The sequence below is a fragment of the Pseudomonas sp. PDM17 genome (assembly GCF_014851985.1).
Taxonomy (GTDB): Bacteria; Pseudomonadota; Gammaproteobacteria; order Pseudomonadales; family Pseudomonadaceae; genus Pseudomonas.
In genome coordinates this window covers 71863-93773 of the sequence record NZ_JACVAT010000010.1, presented here as the reverse complement: position 1 = coordinate 93773, position 21911 = coordinate 71863, and the positions used below count along the sequence as shown (strand labels likewise).

Annotated in this window: 22 protein-coding genes and 2 pseudogenes; 18 read left to right on the top strand and 6 right to left on the bottom strand. The window is 66.9% G+C overall.

Annotation, left to right across the window (positions count from 1 at the left end):
• Positions 1 to 31 precede the first annotated feature (31 nt).
• From IB256_RS27890 to IB256_RS27820, 15 genes and pseudogenes are all read left to right on the top strand, one after another.
• Complete coding sequence (locus IB256_RS27890; protein WP_192290451.1) at positions 32 to 1399, top strand: MFS transporter; 1368 nt, start codon at positions 32 to 34, stop codon at positions 1397 to 1399.
• A 50-nt stretch (positions 1400 to 1449) separates the two neighbouring features.
• Entirely contained in the window at positions 1450 to 1854 is a 405-nt protein-coding gene (locus IB256_RS27885) for a PaaI family thioesterase (protein WP_192404818.1), read from the top strand.
• A gap of 4 nt (positions 1855 to 1858) precedes the next feature.
• Entirely contained in the window at positions 1859 to 2917 is a 1059-nt protein-coding gene (locus IB256_RS27880; protein WP_192290449.1) for an acyl-CoA dehydrogenase family protein, read from the top strand.
• An 8-nt stretch (positions 2918 to 2925) separates the two neighbouring features.
• Positions 2926 to 3681, top strand: a complete 756-nt coding sequence (locus IB256_RS27875) for an enoyl-CoA hydratase/isomerase family protein (RefSeq protein WP_192290671.1) — start codon at positions 2926 to 2928, stop codon at positions 3679 to 3681.
• A gap of 16 nt (positions 3682 to 3697) precedes the next feature.
• Positions 3698 to 4843: an acyl-CoA dehydrogenase family protein gene (locus IB256_RS27870; RefSeq protein ID WP_192290447.1), complete on the top strand. Its 1146-nt coding sequence runs from the start codon at positions 3698 to 3700 to the stop codon at positions 4841 to 4843.
• Positions 4844 to 4897: 54 nt separating this feature from the next.
• Positions 4898 to 5815, top strand: coding sequence for an SDR family NAD(P)-dependent oxidoreductase (locus IB256_RS27865; RefSeq protein ID WP_192404772.1), 918 nt, complete (start codon positions 4898 to 4900; stop codon positions 5813 to 5815).
• A gap of 19 nt (positions 5816 to 5834) precedes the next feature.
• Positions 5835 to 6812, top strand: coding sequence for an NADH:ubiquinone reductase (locus IB256_RS27860; RefSeq protein ID WP_192290446.1), 978 nt, complete (start codon positions 5835 to 5837; stop codon positions 6810 to 6812).
• A gap of 245 nt (positions 6813 to 7057) precedes the next feature.
• Complete coding sequence (locus tag IB256_RS27855; protein ID WP_192404771.1) at positions 7058 to 8308, top strand: OprD family porin; 1251 nt, start codon at positions 7058 to 7060, stop codon at positions 8306 to 8308.
• A gap of 121 nt (positions 8309 to 8429) precedes the next feature.
• Positions 8430 to 9113: a TetR/AcrR family transcriptional regulator gene (locus tag IB256_RS27850; RefSeq protein WP_192404770.1), complete on the top strand. Its 684-nt coding sequence runs from the start codon at positions 8430 to 8432 to the stop codon at positions 9111 to 9113.
• Positions 9110 to 10759, top strand: a complete 1650-nt coding sequence (locus tag IB256_RS27845; RefSeq protein ID WP_192404769.1) for an acyl-CoA dehydrogenase family protein — start codon at positions 9110 to 9112, stop codon at positions 10757 to 10759. Before IB256_RS27850 ends, IB256_RS27845 begins: the two co-directional genes overlap by 4 nt.
• A 183-nt stretch (positions 10760 to 10942) precedes the next feature.
• Positions 10943 to 11179, top strand: a pseudogene (locus IB256_RS27840) (type II toxin-antitoxin system HicA family toxin); the annotation flags it as partial.
• A gap of 10 nt (positions 11180 to 11189) precedes the next feature.
• Positions 11190 to 11531, top strand: coding sequence for a type II toxin-antitoxin system HicB family antitoxin (locus tag IB256_RS27835; RefSeq protein ID WP_192404768.1), 342 nt, complete (start codon positions 11190 to 11192; stop codon positions 11529 to 11531).
• 254 nt (positions 11532 to 11785) lie between these two features.
• Entirely contained in the window at positions 11786 to 13261 is a 1476-nt protein-coding gene (gene amn / locus IB256_RS27830; protein ID WP_138212040.1) for an AMP nucleosidase, read from the top strand.
• A gap of 82 nt (positions 13262 to 13343) precedes the next feature.
• Positions 13344 to 14120, top strand: coding sequence for a deoxyribose-phosphate aldolase (gene deoC, locus IB256_RS27825; RefSeq protein WP_192290434.1), 777 nt, complete (start codon positions 13344 to 13346; stop codon positions 14118 to 14120).
• A 116-nt stretch (positions 14121 to 14236) separates the two neighbouring features.
• The gene (locus IB256_RS27820) at positions 14237 to 14800 is read left to right on the top strand and encodes a hypothetical protein (protein WP_192290432.1); all 564 of its coding nucleotides are present in this window, start codon (positions 14237 to 14239) and stop codon (positions 14798 to 14800) included.
• Between the two features lie 224 nt (positions 14801 to 15024).
• Here the strand turns inward: IB256_RS27820 and IB256_RS27815 are convergent, their stop codons facing one another.
• Positions 15025 to 16077: an MBL fold metallo-hydrolase gene (locus tag IB256_RS27815; protein WP_192404817.1), complete on the bottom strand. Its 1053-nt coding sequence runs from the start codon at positions 16075 to 16077 to the stop codon at positions 15025 to 15027.
• A 141-nt stretch (positions 16078 to 16218) separates the two neighbouring features.
• On the opposite strand from IB256_RS27815, the gene IB256_RS27810 reads away from it, so the two are divergent.
• Positions 16219 to 16785 carry a pseudouridine synthase gene (locus IB256_RS27810; protein WP_192404816.1) on the top strand — a complete coding sequence of 189 codons (567 nt, stop codon included), beginning with the start codon at positions 16219 to 16221 and terminating at the stop codon, positions 16783 to 16785.
• 21 nt (positions 16786 to 16806) lie between these two features.
• Here IB256_RS27810 and IB256_RS27805 read toward each other — a convergent pair whose 3' ends face one another.
• A complete protein-coding gene (locus tag IB256_RS27805; protein WP_015475469.1) occupies positions 16807 to 17010 on the bottom strand; it encodes a DUF2788 domain-containing protein in 204 nt (67 codons plus the stop codon).
• A 311-nt stretch (positions 17011 to 17321) separates the two neighbouring features.
• Positions 17322 to 17801 carry an Lrp/AsnC family transcriptional regulator gene (locus IB256_RS27800; RefSeq protein ID WP_017521771.1) on the bottom strand — a complete coding sequence of 160 codons (480 nt, stop codon included), beginning with the start codon at positions 17799 to 17801 and terminating at the stop codon, positions 17322 to 17324.
• Positions 17802 to 18241: 440 nt separating this feature from the next.
• Between IB256_RS27800 and IB256_RS30825 the strand changes: the two genes are divergently transcribed.
• Positions 18242 to 19372, top strand: coding sequence for a DUF6515 family protein (locus tag IB256_RS30825; protein WP_263864893.1), 1131 nt, complete (start codon positions 18242 to 18244; stop codon positions 19370 to 19372).
• A gap of 6 nt (positions 19373 to 19378) precedes the next feature.
• Here the strand turns inward: IB256_RS30825 and IB256_RS27790 are convergent, their stop codons facing one another.
• From IB256_RS27790 to IB256_RS27780, 3 genes are read right to left on the bottom strand one after another with little or no spacing between them, the layout of a single operon-like run.
• Positions 19379 to 20275 (bottom strand): cation diffusion facilitator family transporter, encoded by an 897-nt coding sequence (locus IB256_RS27790; protein WP_192211179.1) that lies wholly within the window; start codon positions 20273 to 20275, stop codon positions 19379 to 19381.
• Positions 20275 to 20787, bottom strand: a complete 513-nt coding sequence (locus IB256_RS27785; protein WP_081517196.1) for a DinB family protein — start codon at positions 20785 to 20787, stop codon at positions 20275 to 20277. Before IB256_RS27785 ends, IB256_RS27790 begins: the two co-directional genes overlap by 1 nt.
• Position 20788: 1 nt before the next feature.
• Positions 20789 to 21205, bottom strand: a complete 417-nt coding sequence (locus tag IB256_RS27780) for a polyribonucleotide nucleotidyltransferase (RefSeq protein WP_192290430.1) — start codon at positions 21203 to 21205, stop codon at positions 20789 to 20791.
• Between the two features lie 193 nt (positions 21206 to 21398).
• Between IB256_RS27780 and IB256_RS27775 the strand changes: the two are divergent.
• Positions 21399 to 21779 (top strand): annotated as a pseudogene (locus tag IB256_RS27775) (DEAD/DEAH box helicase); the annotation flags it as partial.
• Positions 21780 to 21911: the final 132 nt, after the last annotated feature.

Here is a 21911-nt window from a genome sequence, read left to right as displayed (position 1 = left end):
CGACCTCAACCAACCTGCGAGAACAACAACAATGAACGCACCCGACAGCTTGGCCCAGAGCGCCGCGATACCGCGGCGGACCCTGGTGATCGCCTTCTTCTTCTGCTTCCTGGGTCTGCTCGCCGATGGCGCTGACCTGATGTTCCTCGCCTACAGCCTGAACAGCCTCAAGGCCGAGTTCGGCCTGTCCAACTTCGAGGCCGGCTCGCTGGGCAGCATCACCCTGGCCGGCATGGCCATCGGCGGCATCTACGGCGGCTGGGCGTGCGACCGCTTCGGCCGGGTGCGCGTGGTGACCTGGACCATCCTGGTGTTCTCCGTCGGTACCGCGCTGCTGGGCCTGGCGCACAACTACTGGGCCTTCGCACTGATCCGCTTCGTTTCCTCGCTGGGCCTGGGCTCGCTGTTCGTGGCCTGCAACATCCTGATGTCCGAGTTCGTCACCGCCAAGTACCGCACCACCATCCTAGCGACCATGCAGGCCGGCTGGACCGTGGGCTACCTGGTGGCGACCATCCTCGCCGGGCAGATCATCCCGGACTACGGCTGGCGCGCGCTGTTCTTCACTGCCATCGGCGCGGCGCTGATCTGCCTGGCGTTGCGACCCTGGGTGCCGGAGTCGCCGTCCTGGCTGGCGGCTCGTGCGCAACGCGCGCAGCAGGCCAGCAGTCGCCAGCAGAGCGCGCCCAGCGGCGGCATGCGTCAATTGCTGGTCGATCCGTCCACCCGCCGCATGTTCGTGCTCTGGAGCATCACCTCGTGCTTCCTGCTGTTCGGCTACTACGGCACCAACAACTGGATGCCCTCGTACCTGGAAAGCGAGCTGGGCATGAACTTCAAGTCCATGACCGGCTACATGGTCGGCACCTACACCGCGATGATCCTCGGCAAGGTGCTCGCCGGGATCGCCTCGGACCGCTTCGGCCGCCGCGCCACCTTTGCCGCCGGCGCCATCGGCACCGCCATCTTCATGCCGGTGATCGTGTTCTGGCACACGCCGGACAACATCGTCTGGATCCTCGCGCTGTTCGGCTTCATCTACGGCGTACCGGTGGGCGTGCTGGCCACCTACATGACCGAGAGCTTCTCCACCCAGGTACGCGGCGCAGCCGTGGGCACTTCCTACAACCTCGGCCGCATCGGCGCGGCGGTGGCCCCGGCGGCCATCGGCCTGCTGGCCTCCCACGTGTCCATCGGCGCGGGCTTCCTGGTCATGGGCATCACCTACGTCATCACCGGGCTGATCCCCGCGCTGATGATCCCCAACCGCCTGTATGACCCGAACCGCGAAGCGCGCAGCCCACAGCCCGGTGCCGCACCTGCAGCGCCCGCACGCCCGGCGGCACAGGGCGTGGCCCGCCCGGTGGGGCAGCCTGCCACGGAGGAAAGCGTTCGATGACCGATCTCACCTCGACCTGCGCCGCTGCACCTGCTGAGAGTGGACTGGAGATGTTCCCCAGCGGCCGCTTCACCTTCCAGGAGTTCCTTGGCCTGGAGCGCTGGATTGATGGCGACGTGGTGCGGGTGCGCCTGCGCCACCGCCCGGAGCTGATGAACTACATCGGCAGCTTTCACGGCGGCGTGCTGATGAGCGTGCTCGATGCCGCCATGGCCGGGGCCATTCGCGCGCAGATGCCGGGTTGCTCGATGGTCACCATCGACATGGCCACCCACTTCATGGGCAGCACCAGCGGCGAGATCAACGCCGTCGGCCAGGTGCTGCGGCGGACCCGCACGCTGTGCTTCTGCGCGGCGGAAATCTTCGACGGGGCCGGCGAGCTGGTCGCCAGCGCCACCGGCAGTTTCAAGTACCGGCCCGCTGCGGCTGGCACTGTTCAACCGACACGGGAATGACGAAATGACCGACAACACCGCAATGGCCGAGGAGCGCGAAGAGCGCCTGCGGATGATCCGTGACAGCGCCGCTTCCCTGGTGCCGCGCGGCGGCGACCTGGGCCGGGTGCGCCGTTTGCGCTTTCAGGCGCAGGGCCTCGACCGCGACGCCTGGGCGGAAGTCTGCGCCATGGGCTGGCCGGGCCTGCGCCTAGCCGAAGAGCTGGGCGGCAGTGGACTGGGCATGGGCGAGTACACCGCGTTGCTGGAAGAACTCGGACGCGGCCTGCTGCCCGAACCGCTGATCGAGGCGAGCCTGGTCGCTCCCTTGCTGCCCGCCGCCGAGCGCGACGCGCTGCTGGCCGGCGAGCGGCTGATCCTGCCCGCGGGCATCCGCTATGAAGCCGGCGCTGCATTGCCGGTGCTGCGCGATGGGCAACTGCGCGGTGAGATCGCCCATGTGGCTCTGGGCGCTGCCGCTGATGCGTGGCTGGTGGCCTGCAACACCGGTCTCGTGCTGGTGCAGCGCAATGCCGAAGGGCTGAGCGTTCACCAGGAACCGACCCAGGACGGCGGCCACCTGGCGCGCCTGCGCTTCGATGGCACGCCCGCGCAACTCGTCGACGCCGCGCCTGCTGCCCTCGACGAGTCGGCACTGGCCTGCGCCGCCTACCTGGTCGGCCTGATGGATGCGGCCTTCGAACAGACCCGCGACTACCTCGGCGTGCGCCGCCAGTTCGGCCGCGAGATCGGCAGCTTCCAGTCGCTGCAGCACCGCATGGTCGACCTGAAACTGCAGATCGAACTAGCCCGCGCCATCGTCGGCGAAGCGGCCACCGCGCTGGACGACGGCGCGCCGGTCGCGCAGGTGCAGCGCCTGGTGTCCACCGCCAAGGTGCGCGCCGCCGAGGCGGCCATGCTGGTGACCCGCCAGGCGATCCAGCTGCACGGCGGCATCGGCTACACCGACGAGGCCGACATCGGCCTGTTCCTGCGCCGCGCCATGGTGTTGCTCAACAGCCAGGGTTCGCTGGCCTTCCACCGGGCGCGCTACATCGCCCTGCTGCAGGCGGAGGTGGCGTGATGAGCGAGATGCTGCTGCAGGAAACACTCGGTACGGTGCGCCTTCTGCGCTTCAACAACCCAACGCGGCGCAATGCGCTGTCCCCCGCACTGCGCGCCGAGCTGCTCGAAGCGCTGCGCGAAGCGGACGCCGATCCCGCCGTGCGCAGCGTGGTCCTCACCGGTTCGGCGGAAGTCTTCAGCGCTGGCGGCGACCTCAGCGACATGCATGTCACCGACCTCAACGCCGGCCGGGTGCGCATGCAGAAGAACGCTGACCTGATCCGCCAGATGCTGCGCATGGGCAAGCCGATCATCGCTGCCATCGAAGGCTGGGCGGTGGGCGCCGGGCTGTCGGTGGCGCTGGCCTGCGACAGCCTGGTGTGCGGCGGTACGGCGCGCTTCGCCGCCGGCTTCGGCAAGGTCGGGCTGATCGCCGATCTCGGCCAGCTGCACACCTTGCCGGCGCGCATTGGGGTCGGCCGCGCGCGGCAGGTGCTGATGTTCGGCCAGGTCATCGAAGCCGAGGAAGCGCAGCGCATCGGACTGGTGGACCAGCTCTGCGCACCGGGTGCCGCGCTGGACGCCGCCCTTGCGCTGGCCGCCAAGGTCGAGCAGCAGGCGCCTTTGCCACTGGCCCTGACCAAGGCCCTGCTGGCCGACGGCCTGGAGCTGCTGCTCGAGCGCGAAGGCGATTTCCAGAGCCAGCTGTTCCTCAGCGCCGACCATGCCGAAGGCAAGGCGGCCTTCCTCGATAAACGTTCCCCGAATTTCCGGGGCCAGTAATCAAGAGAGCTGTGACATGACCGATTACAACGCCCTCGAAGATGGCGAGTTCCGCCGGCTGGTGCGCGACTGGGTCGCCGCCAACTACCCGCAGCGCATCCGCAACCCGGCCCACCGCCTGGGCCGCGATGACACCTGGGAGTGGTACCAGGCACTGTCGAAACAGGGTTGGCTGTGCCCCGGCTGGCCGGTGCAGTTCGGTGGCATGGGCCTCGCCGCCGGCAAGCAGCTGATCATGATCGAGGAGATGGAAAACTACGGCTGCGCACGCCTGCCCGACAGCGGCATCACCATGCTCGGCCCGCTGCTGATCCGCTACGGCACCGATGCCCAGCGCGAGCGTTTCCTGCCGCGCATCCTCAGTGGCGAGGACATCTGGTGCCAGGGCTACAGCGAGCCCAACGCCGGCTCCGATCTCGCCAGCCTGCGCACCGAGGCGGTACTGCGTGACGGCGAGTGGGTCATCAATGGCCAGAAAACCTGGACCACCATGGGCACCGAGGCCAACTGGATCTTCGTGCTGGCGCGCACCGAGCGTAGCGTCAAGGCGCAGCAGGGCATCAGCTTCCTGCTGGTGCCGATGGACAGCCCCGGCGTCGAGGTGCGGCCGATCCTCAACCTGGAACTGCAGGGCGAGTTCTGCGAGGTGTTCTTCAATGACGTGCGCGTGCCGGAAGAGAACCTCGTCGGCGCGGTCAACCACGGCTGGGGCATGGCCAAGGCTTTGCTCGGCTTCGAGCGCATCTTCCTCGGCTCGCCCAAGCAGGCCACCTTCGCCCTCGAGCGCCTGGTGCGCCTGGCTCGTCACCAGGGCCTGTGGGATGACCCGGTGTTCGCCCAGCGTTTCGCCGCCCTGAGCATGGACCTGGACTGTCACAAGGCGCTCTACGAGCGCTTCGCCGAACGCCTGCGGCGCGGCGAGGAGCTGGGCCCGGACGTTTCCCTGCTGAAGATCCACCAGTCCGAGCTGTACCAGCGCATCAGCGAGCTGGGACTGGAGATCGCCGGCGCGGATTCGGCGCTGCTCAACCCCTTCACCGACGATGCCGAGCTGCACCCGGCGGGCATCTTCATCCAGTCGCGGCCGACCACCATCTACGGCGGCACCAACGAGATCCAGCGCAACATCCTGGCCAAGGCCGTGCTCGGCCTGCCGAGCTGATCCCGCGCGCAACGAATTCTCCGATTGAACGAACCGAACAGTAAGGAATTAGCGATGACCCAACGACTCAACGAAGGCAAGGTAGCGATCGTCACCGGCGCCGGTGGCGGCATCGGCCGCGAGATCGCCCTGGCCCTGGCCGACAGCGGTGCGCGGGTGCTGATCAACGACATCGGCGTGTCCCTGCAGGGCGAGGGCGGCTCGGCTTCCCCGGCCGAGGAAACCCTCGGGCTGATCCGCCAGCGCGGCGGTGACGGCGCCATCAACACCGACAGCGTGTCGGACTGGGACAGCGCCCGGCGCATCGTCTCCAGCGCCATCGACGCCTTCGGCCGCGTCGACATCGTGGTGAACAACGCCGGCATCCTGCGCGACACCATCTTCCACAAGATGAGCGCCGAGGACTGGCTGTCGGTCATCAACGTGCACCTCAACGGCAGCTTCTTCGTCAGCCGCGCCGCCGCCGAGCACTTCCGCGCGCAGAGCAGCGGCGCCTTCGTGCACATGACCAGCACCTCGGGGCTGATCGGCAACTTCGGCCAGGCCAACTACTCGGCGGCCAAGCTGGGCATTGTTGCGCTGAGCAAGTCCATCGCCCTCGACATGCAGCGCTACAACGTGCGCTCCAACTGCATCGCGCCCTTCGCCTGGAGCCGCATGACCGACTCGATCCCGGCCGAGACGCCGGAGCAGAAGGCGCGGGTGGAAAACCTGCAGCGCATGACCCCGGACAAGAACGCACCGCTGGCCGTCTACCTCGCTTCCGACGCTGCCAGTGCGGTCAACGGGCAGGTGTTCGCCGCGCGCAACCACGAGATCTTCCTGATGAGCCAGAGCCGCCCGTTGCGCAGTGTGCACAGCGACAACGGCTGGACCCCGCAGAGCATCGCCGAGCACGGTATGCCCGCACTGCGCGGCAGCTTCATGGACCTGGCGCGCAGCCCGGACGTGTTCTCCTGGGACCCGATCTGAACCGCCGGAGGACAGGCGCATGTTCAAGACCCGATTCACCGAAACCTTCGGCGTCGAACACCCGATCATGCAGGGCGGCATGCAGTGGGTGGGGCGCGCCGAGATGGCGGCGGCGGTGGCCAATGCCGGCGGGCTGGCAACGCTCTCGGCGCTGACCCAGCCGACCCCGCAGGCGCTGGCCGACGAGATCGCGCGTTGCCGCGAACTCACCGACAAGCCCTTCGGCGTCAACCTCACGCTGCTGCCGACGCAGAAGCCGATCCCCTACGCGGAGTACCGCGCGGCGATCATCGAGGGCGGCATCGGCGTGGTCGAAACCGCCGGCAACAATCCCGGCGAGCACATTGCCGAGTTCCGCCAGCACGGGATCAAGGTGATCCACAAATGCACCGCCGTGCGCCATGCGCTCAAGGCCGAGCAACTGGGCGTGGACGCGGTGTCCATCGACGGCTTCGAGTGCGCTGGCCACCCAGGCGAGGACGACATTCCCGGCCTGGTCCTGCTGCCTGCGGCGGCCAACCGGCTGCGCGTGCCGATCATCGCTTCCGGTGGCTTCGCCGACGGCCGCGGGCTGGTGGCGGCGCTGGCGCTGGGGGCCGATGCGATCAACATGGGCACACGCTTCCTCAGCACCCGCGAGTGCCCGATCCACCCGCAGGTCAAGGCGGCCATCCGCGCGGCGGACGAGCGCTCCACGGACGTGATCATGCGTTCGTTGCGCAACAGTGCGCGGGTCGCCCGCAACGCCATCAGCCAGGAAGTGCTGGCCATCGAGGCGCGCGGCAACGCCACCTACGCCGACATCGCCACGCTGGTCAGCGGCCTGCGCGGGCGCACCGTCTACGAGCAGGGCGACACCGACCTGGGAATCTGGTCGGCGGGCATGGTCCAGGGCCTGATCGATGACGAACCCAGCTGCGAGGAACTGCTGCGCGACATCGTCGAGCAGGCGCGCCAGTTGATCCGCCAGCGACTGGAGGGGTTGCTCACCCAGTGATTCTTAATGCGGCGGCGTGGGAGCAACCGCGAACGTCTGGGGGACTGTAGCGGGGTTCTCCCTCTCCCTAACCCTCTCCCTGAAGGGAGAGGGGACCGTCCGGTGCAGGGTGACGCCACTGCATCAGCCGGCACGGTCAGCTCCCTCTCCCTTCAGGGAGAGGGCGGGGGAGAGGGCAGGCCCGGGCACAGACTCTCAGGCAGAGCGGCGCCGCCTTCACCTCACCTGACGAAGAGACAACAACAATGAAAAATCTTCCCGTACGGGCGCTCGTTTCGAGCTTCGCCTGCCTGCCCCTGTTCGCCCACGCGGACTTCATCGCGGACAGCAAGGCGAATCTGGAACTGCGCAATTTCTACTTCAATCGCGACTATCGCCAGAGCAATGCGGCGCAGTCGAAATCCGAGGAGTGGGCGCAGGGTTTCCTGCTGCGCTTCGAGTCGGGTTACACCGAGGGCACGGTGGGCGTGGGCGTCGATGCCCTTGGCCTGCTGGGGATCAAGCTGGACTCCAGCCCTGATCGCACCGGCTCCGGCCTGCTGCCGTATTCGGCCAGCGACAAGCGCGCCGCCGATGACTACAGCTCCCTCGGCGTGACGGCCAAGCTGCGCGCCTCGAAGAGCACCCTGAAGGTCGGCACCCTGCTGCCCAAGCTGCCGGTGGTGCAGTACAACGACACCCGTCTGGCGCCGCAGACCTTCCAGGGCGGCCTTGCCGAGGTCAACGAGATCGACGGCCTCACCGCGCAACTCGGCCAGCTGCGCCAGGTAAAGCAACGCGACTCGACCAACGACGAAGACCTGTCGATGACCCGCGGCAACAAGCGCAACATCGTGCTCGGCAGCCACACCAGCAGCGACCGCTTCAATCTCGCCGGTGGCACCTACCGCTGGACCGAAAACCTCAGCACCAGCTACCACTACGGCGGCCTGGAAAACTTCTACCGCCAGCACTACCTGGGCGTGGTGCACACCCTGCCGATCACCGAGGGCCAGTCGCTCAAGTCGGATATCCGCTGGGCCCGTTCCACCGACGATGGCGGCAGCAACGTCGACAACCGCGCGCTCAACGCGCTGTTCACCTACCGCATCGGCGGCAGCGGCTTCGGCGTCGGCTACCAGCGCATGTCCGGCGACACCGGTTTCGCCTACCTCAGCGGCACCGACCCGTACCTGACCAACTTCGTGCAGATCGGCGACTTCGCCAACAAGGACGAACGCTCCTGGCAGGCGCGCTACGACTACGACTTCGCCGGCCTCGGACTGCCCGGCCTGACCTTCATGACCCGCTACCTGCAAGGCGACCACATCGACCTGCTGAACGGCCAGGGGCGCGGCAAGGAGTGGGAGCGCGACACCGATATCGGCTACGTGGTGCAGAACGGCCCGCTGAAGAACCTCGGCTTCAAGGTGCGCAACGGCGCCTTCCGCAGCGACTTCGGCAACGATATCGACGAAACGCGGGTGATCGTCAGCTACCAGATGCCGCTCTGGTAACCGTCCTAACGGGCGGGGGCGGTTTGGCCAGAATCGCTCCGCCCGTGGCGGGAATGTCCCTTTCAGCAAAGGTCTGAACCGTGATTCACTGAATTTCATGCAGTGAATCCGGATTCAGATCATGGCCTACCGACACTCCCCAGCACGGCTGCAAAAGGACGGCGAACTGCGCGAGCGCATTCTCGAGCTGGCGCTGGCGCGGGTGGCCGACGGTGGTTTCGCCGCCCTGACCATGCAGAGCCTGGCGGACGCCGCCGGCATCGCCACCGGCAGTCTCTACCGGCACTTCAGCGGCAAGGGCGAGCTGGCCGCCGAGGTCTTCGCCCGTGCCAGCCAGCACGAGGTCGATACCCTCGGTGCGCTGCTGAAAGCTCCCGGCAGCGCTTGCGAACGCCTGAACCTTGGCCTGCAGCAGTTCGCCGCGCGCGCCTGGGGCAGCCGCCAGCTGGCCTTCGCGCTGATCGCCGAGCCGGTCGACCCGGAAGTGGACGAGCAGCGCCTGATCTACCGCGAAGCCTACGCCGCACTGTTCGTCACCCTGCTGGAGCAGGGCATCGCCGCCGGTGAGTTCCAGCCCCAGCCGGTGCAGCTGACCGCCGCCTGCCTGGTCGGCGCCATCGCCGAAGCCCTGATCGGCCCGCTTTCGCCGCCCGCCCGCGCCGCGCGGGATGCCGGCCAGTCCAACGTTTCCCTGGAGGACGTCAGCGACGCCCTCGCCAGCTTCTGCCTGCGCGCCGTCGGCGCGTCCACATCTGCCTTGCCCAAGCCAGCCAAGCCCACGCCCGTTATGGAGGACCAGCCATGATCCCGCACCCGTACGCCGAAACCCACGAAGTGACCAACCAGGTGCCGCCGCTGGACGGCGCCAACCTCTATCGCGTCGACGTGCCGCTGCAGGAGTGGGTGCGCCGCTACGGCGGCGGCTGGGCCGAGCAGAAACTCGATGCCTATGGCGCGCTGGCCGGCGGGCCGCTGATGGCGGCGGGCTTCCTCGCCAACGAGAACAAACCGGTGTTCAAGTCCCACGACCGCTTCGGCCACCGCGTCGACCTGGTGGAGTTCCACCCGGCCTACCACGAGCTGATGCGCGCGGCCATCGAGGCCGGCCTGCCCTCCATGCCCTGGACCGACCCTCGCGCTGGCGCCCACGTCGCCCGTGCGGGCCTGAGCTATCTGCACAGCCAGGCCGAGGCCGGCACGGGCTGCCCTTTGACCATGACCTTCGCCAGCGTGCCTGCCCTGCGTTTGCAGCCGGACCTCGCCGAGAAGTGGTTGCCGAAGATCCTCTCCACCGAATACGACCCGCGCAACCTGCCCATCGAGCAGAAGACCGGCGCCACCATCGGCATGGCCATGACCGAGAAGCAGGGCGGCACCGACGTGCGTGCCAACACCACCCGCGCCTACCCGGTGGGCATCCCCGGTCCGGGCCAGTCCTACGAACTGGTCGGCCACAAGTGGTTCTGCTCGGCGCCGATGTGCGACGCCTTCCTCACCCTGGCTTATACCGACAAGGGCCTGACCTGCTTCCTGCTGCCGCGCCACCGCCCGGACGGCAGCCGCAACGAGTTCTACATCCAGCGCCTGAAGAATAAGCTGGGCAACTGGTCCAACGCCTCCAGCGAAGTGGAATACCGCGGCGCGCTGGCCTGGATGGTCGGCGAGGAAGGCCGTGGCGTACCCACCATCATCGAGATGGTCGCCATGACCCGCTTCGACTGCATGGTCGGCTCCAGCTCGCTGATGCGACAGGCGCTGACCCAGGCCGCGCACCACTGCGCCTACCGCCAGGTCGGCGGTCGCGTGCTGGCCGAGCAGCCACTGATGCAGAACGTGCTGGCCGACCTCGCCCTGGAAAGCGAAGCCGCATTGGCGCTGACCATGCGCATGGGCCGCGCGCTGGACAATCTGCACGACGAACAGGAAGACAAGTTCGCCCGGCTGGTGACCGCCGTGGGCAAGTACTGGATCTGCAAGCGCGCCCCCGCGATGATCAACGAGGCCGCCGAATGCCTGGGCGGCGCCGGCTACGTCGAGGACACCATCCTCCCGCGCCTGTACCGCGAAGCGCCGGTCAACTCCACCTGGGAAGGCTCGGGCAACGTGCAGTGCCTGGACGTGCTGCGTGCGCTGTCGAAGGAGCCCGGCGTGCTCGACGCTTTGTTCACCGAACTCGGCGATGGGCATGGGGACGCGCGCCTGGCCTCGTTCATCGGCAACCTCAAGGCTTCCTTCGCCGACACCCAGGACATCCAGTATCGCGCCCGCCAGCTCACCGAAAACGTCGCCATCGCCCTGCAGGCCAAGCTGCTGCTGGAAGCGGGCAACTCGGTGGTCTCCGACGCCTTCATCACCAGCCGCCTGGACGACGGCGGCCGCGTCTACGGCACCCTGCCGCGCGGGGTGGACGTGGAAGCGCTGGTGGCGCGGGCGACGCCGCATCTGGTGTGAGGAAATTTCAGTAGAGGTTTTCGGTTTGAACCACCGCTGGTCGAACAATAGGTTGCAGGAGGAGTGTTCTTCGCCGGTGCCGGGATGAGCCTCGCAGGTCTTCATTTCGGTGCAGGCAGCTCAGTGTTGAGATTGCCTTGGTCTATAGCTGCAACTAAAATTAGTTGCAGTTGGGAGAGGGGAATGTCTCAGCATGAGAAGCTGCTGGCCAAACTGCTGAACAGGCAGGCTGTGTTCACCTGGCAGGAGTTGGTTGTACTGCTGTGCGGGCTGGGTTATCGCAAGCTCGAAGGCGATGGAAGCCGGGTCAAGTTCGACAACGGCGACCCTCGCGCGATGATCAACCTGCACAAACCTCATCCCGGCAATGAATTGAAGGCCTATGCCAGGCGCCAGGTGGTCGAGCACCTGAAAAGCGGAGGAGTGTACGATGAACAACCTGCTGCAGCACCGCGGCTATTACGGGTCCATCGAGGCCAGCCCGGAAGACAACTGCCTGTTCGGCAAGCTGCTGTTCATCCGCGCCCTGATCAATTACGAAGGCGACACCGTCGCCGAGCTGGCCGGCTCGTTCAGGGCCGCGGTCGATGATTACCTGTCTGATTGTGCTGCCAGGGACGTCGAGCCGGAAATCCCCTGCAAGGGCTCCTTCAACGTACGCGTAGGCCACGAACTGCACATGGCGGCGAGCATCGCCGCCATCCAGCAGAACATCACGTTGAACGACCTGACGCGCCGGGCGTTGAGTGAGTACATCGAGCAGCACGCCTGAGCGCGCTATCCGGGTTGCCATCCTGCTCAGGCGGGTGAACAAGGCACTTCCAGCAGCTTGGGACGACCTGACAAGCGATATACGAAAATGGAATGCAGTCGATTCCTTTCGGCTGTCATCCGCACTCGCGGTCGCGGATTCTGTCATAGGCTTTCTTCAACCCTTCCGCTCGTCCTGCCGGCGCGGAATCTGTCATCCCTTTCTGTGACGGAAGCAGGCAAGATGGAGCTGATCGTTCAGACAGGATGCCCACCATGAGTCTTACGACTGGCGACGAGTTCTTCGTCGCGCAGACGGCCGAAGAGGCCGTCGATCGACTGGCCGTGCTCCATGAGCGCGCCACCGGCGCCCTGAACCAGGCGCTCAAGCGGTACCTGAAGGACCGCGAAGTCCCCGACGCGCAGCAGCGCGAACAATTCCGCTACCCGCTGCTGCGGGTGACCTACCTGTGCCAGGGCGAAGTGCCCTCGACCACCCGCGCCTACGCCAAGGTCCAGGTGCCCGGCACCTACGCCGTGACCATCACCCAGCCCAAGGCTTTCCGCAAATACCTGCTGGAGCAGCTCCGCCCGCTGATGGAAGACTTCACCGTGCGCGTGGAAGTCGGCGTCAGCGCGCAGAACATTCCGTATCCCTACGTGGTGGAAGGCGGTGATGAACTGGGTGGCTCGGGCGTGACCGCCGCCGAGCTGGCGCGGGTGTTCCCCAGCACCGATCTGTCGGCCACTTCTGACGGTGTGGCGGACGGCCTGTACGAATGGGAGAACGCCGATCCGATGCCGCTGGCGCTGTTCGACGCCGCACGCACCGACTTTTCCCTGCGCCGCATGGTGCATTACACCGGCAGCGACTGGCGCCACGTGCAGCCGTGGATCCTGCTGACCAACTACCACCGTTACGTCGACCAGTTCATCCACCTGGGCCTGGAGCGCCTGCGCGACGACCCGCGCTTCGTGCGTATGGTCCTGCCGGGCAACGTGATCATCGAGCGCGGCACGGATGAGGGCGAGGCCAATGCCATTGTCGCCAGCGTCGAGTGGCACCGCTTCCAGATGCCGGCCTACCACCTGATCGCCGAGGATGGCGACGGCGTGACGCTGGTGAACATCGGCGTCGGCCCGTCCAACGCGAAGAACATCACCGACCACCTCGCCGTGCTGCGTCCGCACTGCTGGCTGATGGTCGGCCACTGCGGCGGCCTGCGGCAGTCGCAGACCATCGGCGACTACGTGCTCGCTCACGCCTACATGCGCCGCGACGGCATTCTCGACCGCGTGCTGCCGCCGCACATCCCGATCCCGGCGCTGGCCGAGGTGCAGTTGGCGCTGCAGGAAGCTGCCGCGCTGGTGACTGGCGAGCGCGGCGACCAGCTCAAGCGCCGCCTGCGCACCGGCACCGTGCTCACCTACGACGACCGCAACTGGGAGCTGCACTGGGCCCAGGAGCGCCCGCTGATCAACCTGGCGCGGGCCATCGCGGTGGATATGGAAAGCGGCACTATCGCCGCTCAGGGTTACCGCCTGCGGGTGCCTTACGGCACGCTGCTGTGCGTGTCGGACAAGCCGCTGCACAGCGAGATCAAGCTGCCAGGCGCCGCCACGGCTTTCTACCAGCGCGCGGTGAGCCAGCACCTGTCCATCGGTGTTGCCGCCGTGGACCTGCTGCGCACCCAGCTCAACTCGCTGCACTCGCGCAAGCTGCGCAGCTTCGACGAGCCGCCGTTCCGCTGATCTGCGACAGGGCGCGGAGCGCCTGCCGGGGCGATGGTGGTTGCCCCGGCTGCCTGAAGAAAGCCGATGGAGAGTGTTGCCGATGACCGATCCTCGCAAGACCCCGGCGGGCCGTGTGCTCGCCCTGCTGGACCTGACTTCGCTGAATGCCGGCGATGACCTGCAAAGCACCGTGGACCTCTGCCGCCGCGCGCTGACGCCCTACGGCGAAGTGGCGGCGGTGTGCGTGTGGCCGAAGCTGGCGCACGTTGCCCGACGCACGCTCAATACGCTGGGTGGGCGCGATGTACGGGTCGCCAGCGTATGCAATTTTCCCGGCGGTGACGCGCCCCTGGCCGATGTGGTGGAGGAGGTGCGCAAGACTCTTGCGGAGGGCGCCGACGAGATCGACCTGGTCTACCCCTGGCGCAAGCTCAAGGCCGGCCAGGACACTGGCGCGGTCGAACTGATCCGCACCTGCAAGACGCTGTGCGGGCCGTACCACCGGCTCAAGGTGATCCTGGAAACCGGCGAGCTGGCCGACCCGGAGCTGATCCGCAAGGCCTGCCGCGAAGCCATTGCCGGCGGCGCCGACTTCCTCAAGACCAGCACCGGCAAGGCGACGGTGAACGCCACGCCCGAAGCCGTGCGGGTGATGCTCGAAACCATCGAGGAGGAGGGCGGCAAGGTCGGGCTGAAGGTCTCCGGTGGGCTGCGCACGCTGGCTGATGCGCAGGTTTACCAGAAGCTGGCGGAGGAGCGCTTCGGCGCGGGCTGGATCAAGCCGGAACATCTGCGTTTCGGTGCGTCTGCACTGCTCGATGACCTGCTGCGCGAGCTGAGCGGCGAGGCGAAGCCGATCTCCACGCGGGACTATTGATCGCGCCGCGTTGACGCCGCCAGAGGCGCGCCTAGAATGCTCGCCTTTCGCGCCACGGGGAACCGTGGCGCGTCCCTCCGGTCGGACCTTCGCCGACCATTTCCGCTGGTGATCCCATGCCGTTCCGCGCCCCCTCGCACCTCACCAACCCGCTGCGCCGTTTCGCCCGCCGACTGGTGGACAACGGCGTGCCCGAAGTCGCCGCGCCACTGCCGCTGCCCGACAGCATCACCGGCGAACCCTGGTTCTCCGTGGGCAAGGCAGTGGAAGGTCTGGGCGGGGCACGGGTGGATGGCTGGTGCCTGGAAGAGTGGCCGGGCCTTGCCTTGCGCGCCCGTTTCAGCGCCTGCTGGCGCGACGCCCAGGGCCGCTTGTGGAACGTGCTGCCGGGCGGCGATGCCATCGCCTTCCTGCCTGATCCGAAACGTCGCTACGAAGGTGTTCCGGTCGCCGAACAGCTTCACGCGCTGGAGCGTGACGAACTGCTGGAGGATTACCTCTGGCTCAGCCGTGAACTGAGCAAACCGCAGATGGACGACGAGCGCCGGGAAGTCCGCGACTCCATGCGCCAGCGCCTGGAAAGCTGGCTGGAGCTGGGCGGCCGCGGCGACAAGCCATGTCCGTGCAACAGCGGCAAGCGCTATCGCAACTGCTGCAGCAAGCGGGTACGGGAGAACTGATACCAACTCCTGTAGGAGCAACTGTCTTCTTCTGAGAGTCCGTGCCTGGGTTTTCCCTCTCCCCCGCCCTCTCCCTGAAGGGAGAGGGAGTAGATTGTGCCGGCTGACGCCATGGTTTCATCCTGCACCAAACGGTCCCCTCTCCCTTCAGAGAGAGGGCGGTGCCCCGTGCATGAGTTCATGTACAAGCGGGCCCTGCCCGCGATCGCGCGCAGGGCGCGCACCTACAGAGATGCATCCGGCATGGGTGGCACCAGCCACTGTTCCCCCGGCTTCGGAGCGCGGAAACGCTCCGCCGCAACACCACGTTGCTGCAGGGCGGCCGCCAGGTCGCTGACCGGGGTGAACTGGCCTTCGTCGCTCAGGCGGAAGGTGCCGAAATGGATCGCCATGCTGCACTGCGAGTCGAGGTGCTGGTGCGCCTGCACTGCGTCATCCGGGTTCATGTGGTGGTGGCGCATGAACCAGCGCGGCTCATAGGCGCCGATAGGCAGGGCGGCGAAACGCATGGGGCCGAAGCGCTCGTGCATCAGGCCGAATTCTTCGCCCAGCCCGGTATCGCCGGGGAACAGCAGCGGGCCGTCCGGCGACTCCAGCACGAAGCCCATCCACAGCGTACGGTTGGTGTCGCGCCGCGAGCGCGCCGACCAGTGTTGCGCCGGCACTCCGGTGAGCAGCATGCCTTCGGGCATCGGCAGGCTCTGCCACCAGTCCAGCTCGGCGATGTCGGTGAAGCCGCAGGCGCGGATCAGCTCGCCATTGCCCAGCCCGGTCACCACCTTCGCCGACGGGAAGCGCCGCGCCAGTTCGCGCAGGCTGTGGATATCCAGGTGGTCGTAGTGGTTGTGGCTGACCAGGATCAGGTTGATCGGCGGCAGCTCGTCCAGCGCCAGGCCCGGCGGATGCACGCGCTTGGGACCGACGAAGCGGATCGGGCTGGTTCGCTCGCACCAGAGCGGGTCGGTAAGGATGTTCAGGCCGCGGTGCTGGATCAGCAGGGTGGCGTGGTTGATGTAGGTGACGCGCAGTTCGTCGCCTTCGACGCGGGCCGGCGTTTCCGGGCGGGTGTCGGGGCCGGGCTGGGCGATCCACTCCTGCTGGCGGCCACGTTCGCGCTGCCATTTCAGGAAGGCGCGCAGGCCGTTGTGCGGTTGGCGGTCGAGGTTATGGAAGCGGGCGCCGTCGAAATGCGCCGTCTGCGGGCCGCGATAGCGGGCGCCGAGGCGACCGCTGAGGTTCTGCAAAGTGATCAGCCAGGTGGGGTGGCTCATGGGCATGCTCTTGCGGTGGGGGCTTTGCACAACCTAGCATGCCGGGCATTCCTCGCCCCCCCATCCTCGGTTACCAGTCTTTTCGCCATGCCCCGTCCTCCGCGTCCCGCCAATCGTCGTTCCGCCACCCGCCCCGCGCCTCGCCGCGTGGCCAAGGCGCCGCCGGCGCAACCCAGGCTGATCCTGCTGAACAAGCCGTTCGACGTGCTGACGCAGTTCAACGACAGCGAGGGCCGCGCGACGCTGAAGGATTTCGTCGATGTGCCGGGGATCTACCCGGCCGGCCGCCTGGACCGCGACAGCGAAGGGCTGTTGCTGCTGACCAACGACGGCCGCCTGCAGGCGCGCATCGCCGATCCGAAGCACAAGCTGCCGAAGACGTACTGGGTACAGGTGGAGGGCGAGCCGAGCGACGAGCAGCTCGACCAACTGCGCAAGGGCGTGCAGCTCAATGACGGCCCGACCTTGCCGGCCGAGGCCCGGCGGCTGGAGGAGCCGCAGCTGTGGGAGCGCGACCCGCCGGTGCGTTTCCGCAAGTCGGTGCCCACCGCCTGGCTGGAACTGGTGATCCGCGAGGGGCGCAACCGCCAGGTGCGACGGATGACAGCGGCGGTCGGCCTGCCCACGCTGCGCCTGGTGCGCGTGCGCATCGGACCATGGCAGCTGGAGGGGCTGCAGCCGGGACAGTGGCGTGAAGTCAGCCCCGAGCTCTGAGACTCGGGGCAGGGCGCGGGGTCAGAAGCCGCCTTCGAGCCCGGCGACGACCACGGACTTGATCAGGAAGCCGAGTACGCCCAGGCCCAGTGCGAAGAACAGCACCATGGTGCCCATGCGGCCGGCCTTGGACTTCTTGGCGAGGTCCCAGACGATGAAGGCCATGAACAGGATCAGGCCGGTCACCAGGCCATACATCATCCAGTCTTCGAAACTTTCGTTCATTACAGCTCCTGCCCGGTGCGGAGGGTCTCCGAGGGACGCCGGGGCGCGGTGGTGGTGAAGAAGGCGCGCATTATACGCATGCGGCGCTTTGTCGTTCAGAGCCGTTCATAAACTGATCAGTTCCTGCTGCGGGACGGGCGGAACGCCCTGGAAATTCCCGCCGCACGCCGGTTGGCGCGGGAAATCTGCGGTATCGATTTCGTTTGGCGGGAACTGGGGTGCGATGCTGTGTCGCAGGGTGGCGTCGACCTTGCGGACAGACCTCGGGCATGGCCCGTCCCCGCTGGAGCACGCCATGCCCGTGGCAGCGATCAGACCCGCAGATGATCCAGCGGCAGCTCGGTGCTCGCCATCACGTTGCGCAGCACGAAGCTCGAGCGCACGCTGGTCACGCCTTCGATGCGGGTCAGGGTGCCGAGCAGGAAGTGCTGGTAGTGTTCCATGTCCGGCACCATCACCTTGAGCTGGTAGTCCGCGTCCATCCCGGTCACCAGGCTGCACTCCAGCACCTCGGGGCACTTGCCGATGATTTGCTGGAAGTGTTCGAAACGCTCCGGTGTGTGGCGGTCCATGCCGATCAGCACGAAGGCGGTGAGGCTCAGGCCGAGCTTCTTGCTGTCCAGCAGGGCGACCTGGCGGACGATGTAGCCGTCGTCCTCGAGCTGCTTGACCCGCCGCGAGCAGGGGGAAGGCGACAGGCCGATGCGTTCGGCCAGCTCCTGATTGGAGATGCGTGCGTCGCGTTGCAGTTCGGCAAGAATTCGCAGGTCGTAGCGGTCCAGCTTGTCCATGAAGGCCTCGTATTTCGATTGAATTGCGCTTGTGGCGTAATTTTTAGGTATTTGTTGCTCAGGTGGTGCCTGTATGAGCAATATTAGCAATCATTTCCCCGCTCTGTCGCTTTACTATTTCTTCCAGATTCACAGCCCGGACATCACGTCCCCAGCGATCCGCCCAATCAGGCGCTTCGCGGCCCGCCGACCCAACAGGATCGCGCCGGCCACCGGGCTACGCACTGCCCAGAAGGCGGAGCGAGGTGAGCCGGCGCCAACAGCGACGAGCAGGACGAGATTCCGGAAGGGAGGCTGACGAGCCTCCCTTTTTTCTTGCCTGCGATTTGCCCCGCCATCTTTACCCTGACTTTACCCAGCGCCCCGCAATGGCAGCTTTGCGCCGTGGTCTATGGCTATGTCGCATCACGGTTTTCGGCCGTTGCCGAAGTGAGGAATCCATGAAGTCGGGCATCGGGCGGTTCGCCTCGTTCGCTGTGCTTTCTCTGGCTGTCGCGGTTCAGGCGCTGGCGGCCGAAGGTCCCGATATGCAGGGCCATCCGTCCGCGAACGGCACTGGCGGGCAGTCCCAGGGGCGTCCGCAGGGCAACAATGGCGGCCAGGAGCACGGGCGTCCGCAGGGCGGCAACGGCGGGCAGTGGCAAGGCCGCCCACAGGGCAGCAATGGTGACCGTGAGCACGGGCGTCCGCAGGGCAACAATGGCGGGCAGTGGCAGGGCCATCAGCAAGGCAACAATGGCGGTCAGTGGCAGGGCCGTCCGCAGGACAACAACGGCGGTCAGTGGCAGGGCCATCCGCAGGGTAACAATGGCGATCAGTGGCAGGGCCGTCCGCAGGGCAATAATGGCGGTCAGTGGCAGGGGCGTCCGCAGGGCAACAATGGCGGGCAGTGGCAGGGACGTCCGCCGGGCGGCAACGGCGGCCAGTGGCAAGGTCGTCCGCAAGGCAACGACCGAGGCCACGATCACGGCAGCCCCGGCTGGCAGGGCGGCAACCGTCCGCCATCGGCAGGCTGGCAGGGCCGCCCGCCGCCTTCCCACGGCAACTGGGGCCCGCATCCGTCCTACTGGCGGCCAGGCTATGTAGTCAACGCCATGCCGAGCGGGCACTACCGCGTGCCCTATCGCGGCAGCGACTACTACTTCAACGATGGCTACTGGTATCGCCCTTACGGCTCACGCTATGTGGTGGTGACGCCACCCTACGGTGTACGCGTGCGCTACCTGCCGTCCTACGCCGAGCAGGTGTGGATCGGCAGCATCGGCTACTTCCTCGCGGCTGGCACCTACTACCTGTGGCAGGCCGGCTCGCAGGATTACGAAGTGGTGGAGCCCCCGCAGCAGCAGGTGGCCAGCGTGGCGCAATCGGCTTATGACGTGATGGCTTACCCGATGTACAACCAGGGCCCGGACCAGCAGGCACGCGATCGCTATGAATGCCACCGTTGGGCCGCCGACCAGAGCGGCTTCGACCCGGCCCTGGCGAGCTATGCGCCGCCGACCTACGTCGCCGACAACTACCGCCGCGCCCTGGGCGCCTGTCTGAGCGGGCGCGGCTACAGCGTCAACTGATGTTCTCTAGCTGATGGTCTCTTTGCCCACCACTTCCTGCGGGTCGGCGTGCACCAGCACCTCGGCCCGCGGGAATTCCCTGTGGATCGCCAGCACCGCCTCGTCGCAAAGATGATGCGCCTTCGACAGTGACAGCTCGCCGGGCAGCTCCAGGTGCAGCTGGACGAACCAGTGCGTGCCGGAAATCCGCGTGCGCAGGTCGTGGGCGCCGAGCACGCCGGGTACTTCGCGCACCAGTTCGAGCATGCGCGTGCTGACGTCCGGCGGCAGCTCCTCGTCCATCAGCACCGCGACGGATTCGCGGGCGATCTGGAAGGAGCTCCAGAGGATGTAGAAGGCGATGCCCAGGCCGAAGATGGCGTCCATCTGCTGCCAGCCGAACTGTGCCAGGAGCAGCGCCACCAGGATGCTGCTGTTGAGCAGCAGGTCCGAGCGATAGTGCAGCGAATCCGCGCGGATGGCGTTGGAGCCGGTGATCTTCACCACGTAGCCCTGCACCAGCAACAGGCCGGCGGTGAGCGCCAGCGACAGGATCATCACGGCGACGCCCCAGCCCACGGCTTCCACCGGTTCCGGGTGTTGCAGGCGGTCGATGGCCTGAGTGCCGACCAACACGGCGCTGACCGCGATGAACAGCGCCTGGGCCAGCCCCGACAGCGATTCCGCCTTGCCGTGGCCGTAGCGGTGGTCGTCGTCCGCGGGGCGGATGGCGTAGTGCACCGCCAGCAGGTTGAGGAAGGATGCGGCGCCGTCGAGCAGCGAGTCGGTGAGGCCGGCCAGCAGGCTGACCGAGCCGCTGAGCCACCAGGCGATGGCCTTGGCGACTATCAGGGTGGTGGCGACGCCGAGCGACGCAAAGGTCGCCAGCCGCATCAGGTGGGCGTGGCTGGCGTGCTTGAGCATCAGGTGTCCAGGCGGTTGGGCAGGAAGTAGATGTAGTCCAGCAGCGGCGCCTTGTGGCCCAGCGCGGTGAGCGCGGCGCTCATCTGCCCGCGGTGGTGGGTGCCATGGTTGACCAGGTGCTGGACGATGTTCGCCAGGCTCTGGCGGTGTTCCTGCCCGGCCATGTTGCGGTAGTCCAGCTGGGTGCCGAGGGTGGCATCGCTCTGCTTGCTCAGCCACAGGCGCCAGGCGCCGACACCGTCACCCAGGAAGTCGGCGAGGCCGGCGCGGTCGGGCGCGGCCTCGGCGTCGAGGCGTTCGAACTGCCAGGGCTCTCGCTGCACACGGGCGAACCAGATGCGATCGACCACCGCGAGGTGGTTGAGGGTGCCGTGCAGGCTGCCGAAGAACAGCCCGCGCGGTGCGCGATAGGCCTCTTCATCCAGCGGCGCGACGGCCTCCAGGATGCGTTCGTAGGCCCACTGGTGGTACGCCAGGAGTTGCTGAAGGTGTGAAGCGAGAGCGCCGTGCATATCAGGCCTCCGGGCGCAGGCCCAGGCTGGCGAGTTGTTGGAGGTAGCCGCTGCGCTGGATCAGACGCGGATCGTCCAGGGGCAGGCTGCGGCCGGTTTCACGCTCGAGGATCGCCTTGAGTTTAGCCTTGTCCACGGTGCCGTCTTCGCTCACGGCATCCTTGAGCTTCTCCGGCGCGACCGAGTACTTCTCGTCGGGCAGGTAGATCGCGCCGGTGGCGAAGTCTACGCCGAAGGCGATCAGGCCCGGGATGATGTAGAACAACAGTCCGACGGCGTCCAGGGCAGCGACTGCCGGGTCGATCCGGCCGTCGATCTGGCCGCGGCGATCGGGATAGAACAGGGTGCCGCAGGCCGTCAGCTGGCTGAACAGGGCGGCGCTCAGAACTGCACAGGAGACTCGGGTGGCAAGACGCATGAAAAAACCTCCGGGAGGATGATGCGGACAACTATATCAACGAGCTTGCTGTCGCTGCTGGCAGATTCGCACTAGCCAGCGTTCTCGTTGCTTCTATGACTGCTGGGTTGGCACCGTGGTTCGCCCGCTATAATCGCCGCCCCCCGCGCAGTCCGGGTTACCGCCTTATGAAATTCGAGTTCCAGGAGCCGGCATGAACGCCCTTCCCATCGACAGCGTCCTTCCCGCCCTGCGCCAGGCCCTGGCCGGGCGCCACGAGGTGGTGCTGGAGGCGCCGCCCGGCGCCGGCAAGACCACCCGCGTGCCGCTGGCGTTGCTGGATGAGGCGTGGCTGGACGGCCAGTCGATCCTGATGCTGGAACCGCGCCGGCTGGCCGCCCGCGCCGCCGCTGAAAGATTGGCCGCGGAGCTGGGCGAGAAGGTCGGCGAGACCGTCGGCTACCGCATTCGCCTGGACAGCAAGGTCGGCCCCAGGACGCGTATCGAAGTGGTCACCGAGGGCATCCTCGCCCGCCGCCTGCAGGATGACCCGGCGCTGGAGGGCGTGGGGCTGGTGATCTTCGACGAATTCCACGTTTTGCCATTTGCATCAAAACCTAGGAAATGTTGTCAAGTTTAGGCTGAGGACTATGAACCAATCTGAGCTTGCTATTGGCCACCCCTACGTCGCCAAGAGCTCGCCCTTGTGGTTCGGTGTTTATGCCAA

Bases quoted from the DNA above. Each gene is read 5' to 3' on its own strand.
- IB256_RS27890 (WP_192290451.1), top strand. From the start codon at position 32: ATGAACGCACCCGACAGCTTGGCCCAGAGCGCCGCGATACCGCGGCGG.
- IB256_RS27885 (WP_192404818.1), top strand. From the start codon at position 1,450: ATGTTCCCCAGCGGCCGCTTCACCTTCCAGGAGTTCCTTGGCCTGGAG.
- IB256_RS27880 (WP_192290449.1), top strand. From the start codon at position 1,859: ATGACCGACAACACCGCAATGGCCGAGGAGCGCGAAGAGCGCCTGCGG.
- IB256_RS27875 (WP_192290671.1), top strand. From the start codon at position 2,926: ATGCTGCTGCAGGAAACACTCGGTACGGTGCGCCTTCTGCGCTTCAAC.
- IB256_RS27870 (WP_192290447.1), top strand. From the start codon at position 3,698: ATGACCGATTACAACGCCCTCGAAGATGGCGAGTTCCGCCGGCTGGTG.
- IB256_RS27865 (WP_192404772.1), top strand. From the start codon at position 4,898: ATGACCCAACGACTCAACGAAGGCAAGGTAGCGATCGTCACCGGCGCC.
- IB256_RS27860 (WP_192290446.1), top strand. From the start codon at position 5,835: ATGTTCAAGACCCGATTCACCGAAACCTTCGGCGTCGAACACCCGATC.
- IB256_RS27855 (WP_192404771.1), top strand. From the start codon at position 7,058: ATGAAAAATCTTCCCGTACGGGCGCTCGTTTCGAGCTTCGCCTGCCTG.
- IB256_RS27850 (WP_192404770.1), top strand. From the start codon at position 8,430: ATGGCCTACCGACACTCCCCAGCACGGCTGCAAAAGGACGGCGAACTG.
- IB256_RS27845 (WP_192404769.1), top strand. From the start codon at position 9,110: ATGATCCCGCACCCGTACGCCGAAACCCACGAAGTGACCAACCAGGTG.
- IB256_RS27835 (WP_192404768.1), top strand. From the start codon at position 11,190: ATGAACAACCTGCTGCAGCACCGCGGCTATTACGGGTCCATCGAGGCC.
- amn (WP_138212040.1), top strand. From the start codon at position 11,786: ATGAGTCTTACGACTGGCGACGAGTTCTTCGTCGCGCAGACGGCCGAA.
- deoC (WP_192290434.1), top strand. From the start codon at position 13,344: ATGACCGATCCTCGCAAGACCCCGGCGGGCCGTGTGCTCGCCCTGCTG.
- IB256_RS27820 (WP_192290432.1), top strand. From the start codon at position 14,237: ATGCCGTTCCGCGCCCCCTCGCACCTCACCAACCCGCTGCGCCGTTTC.
- IB256_RS27815 (WP_192404817.1), bottom strand. From the start codon at position 16,077: ATGCCCATGAGCCACCCCACCTGGCTGATCACTTTGCAGAACCTCAGC.
- IB256_RS27805 (WP_015475469.1), bottom strand. From the start codon at position 17,010: ATGAACGAAAGTTTCGAAGACTGGATGATGTATGGCCTGGTGACCGGC.
- IB256_RS27800 (WP_017521771.1), bottom strand. From the start codon at position 17,801: ATGGACAAGCTGGACCGCTACGACCTGCGAATTCTTGCCGAACTGCAA.
- IB256_RS30825 (WP_263864893.1), top strand. From the start codon at position 18,242: ATGAAGTCGGGCATCGGGCGGTTCGCCTCGTTCGCTGTGCTTTCTCTG.
- IB256_RS27790 (WP_192211179.1), bottom strand. From the start codon at position 20,275: ATGCTCAAGCACGCCAGCCACGCCCACCTGATGCGGCTGGCGACCTTT.
- IB256_RS27785 (WP_081517196.1), bottom strand. From the start codon at position 20,787: ATGCACGGCGCTCTCGCTTCACACCTTCAGCAACTCCTGGCGTACCAC.
- IB256_RS27780 (WP_192290430.1), bottom strand. From the start codon at position 21,205: ATGCGTCTTGCCACCCGAGTCTCCTGTGCAGTTCTGAGCGCCGCCCTG.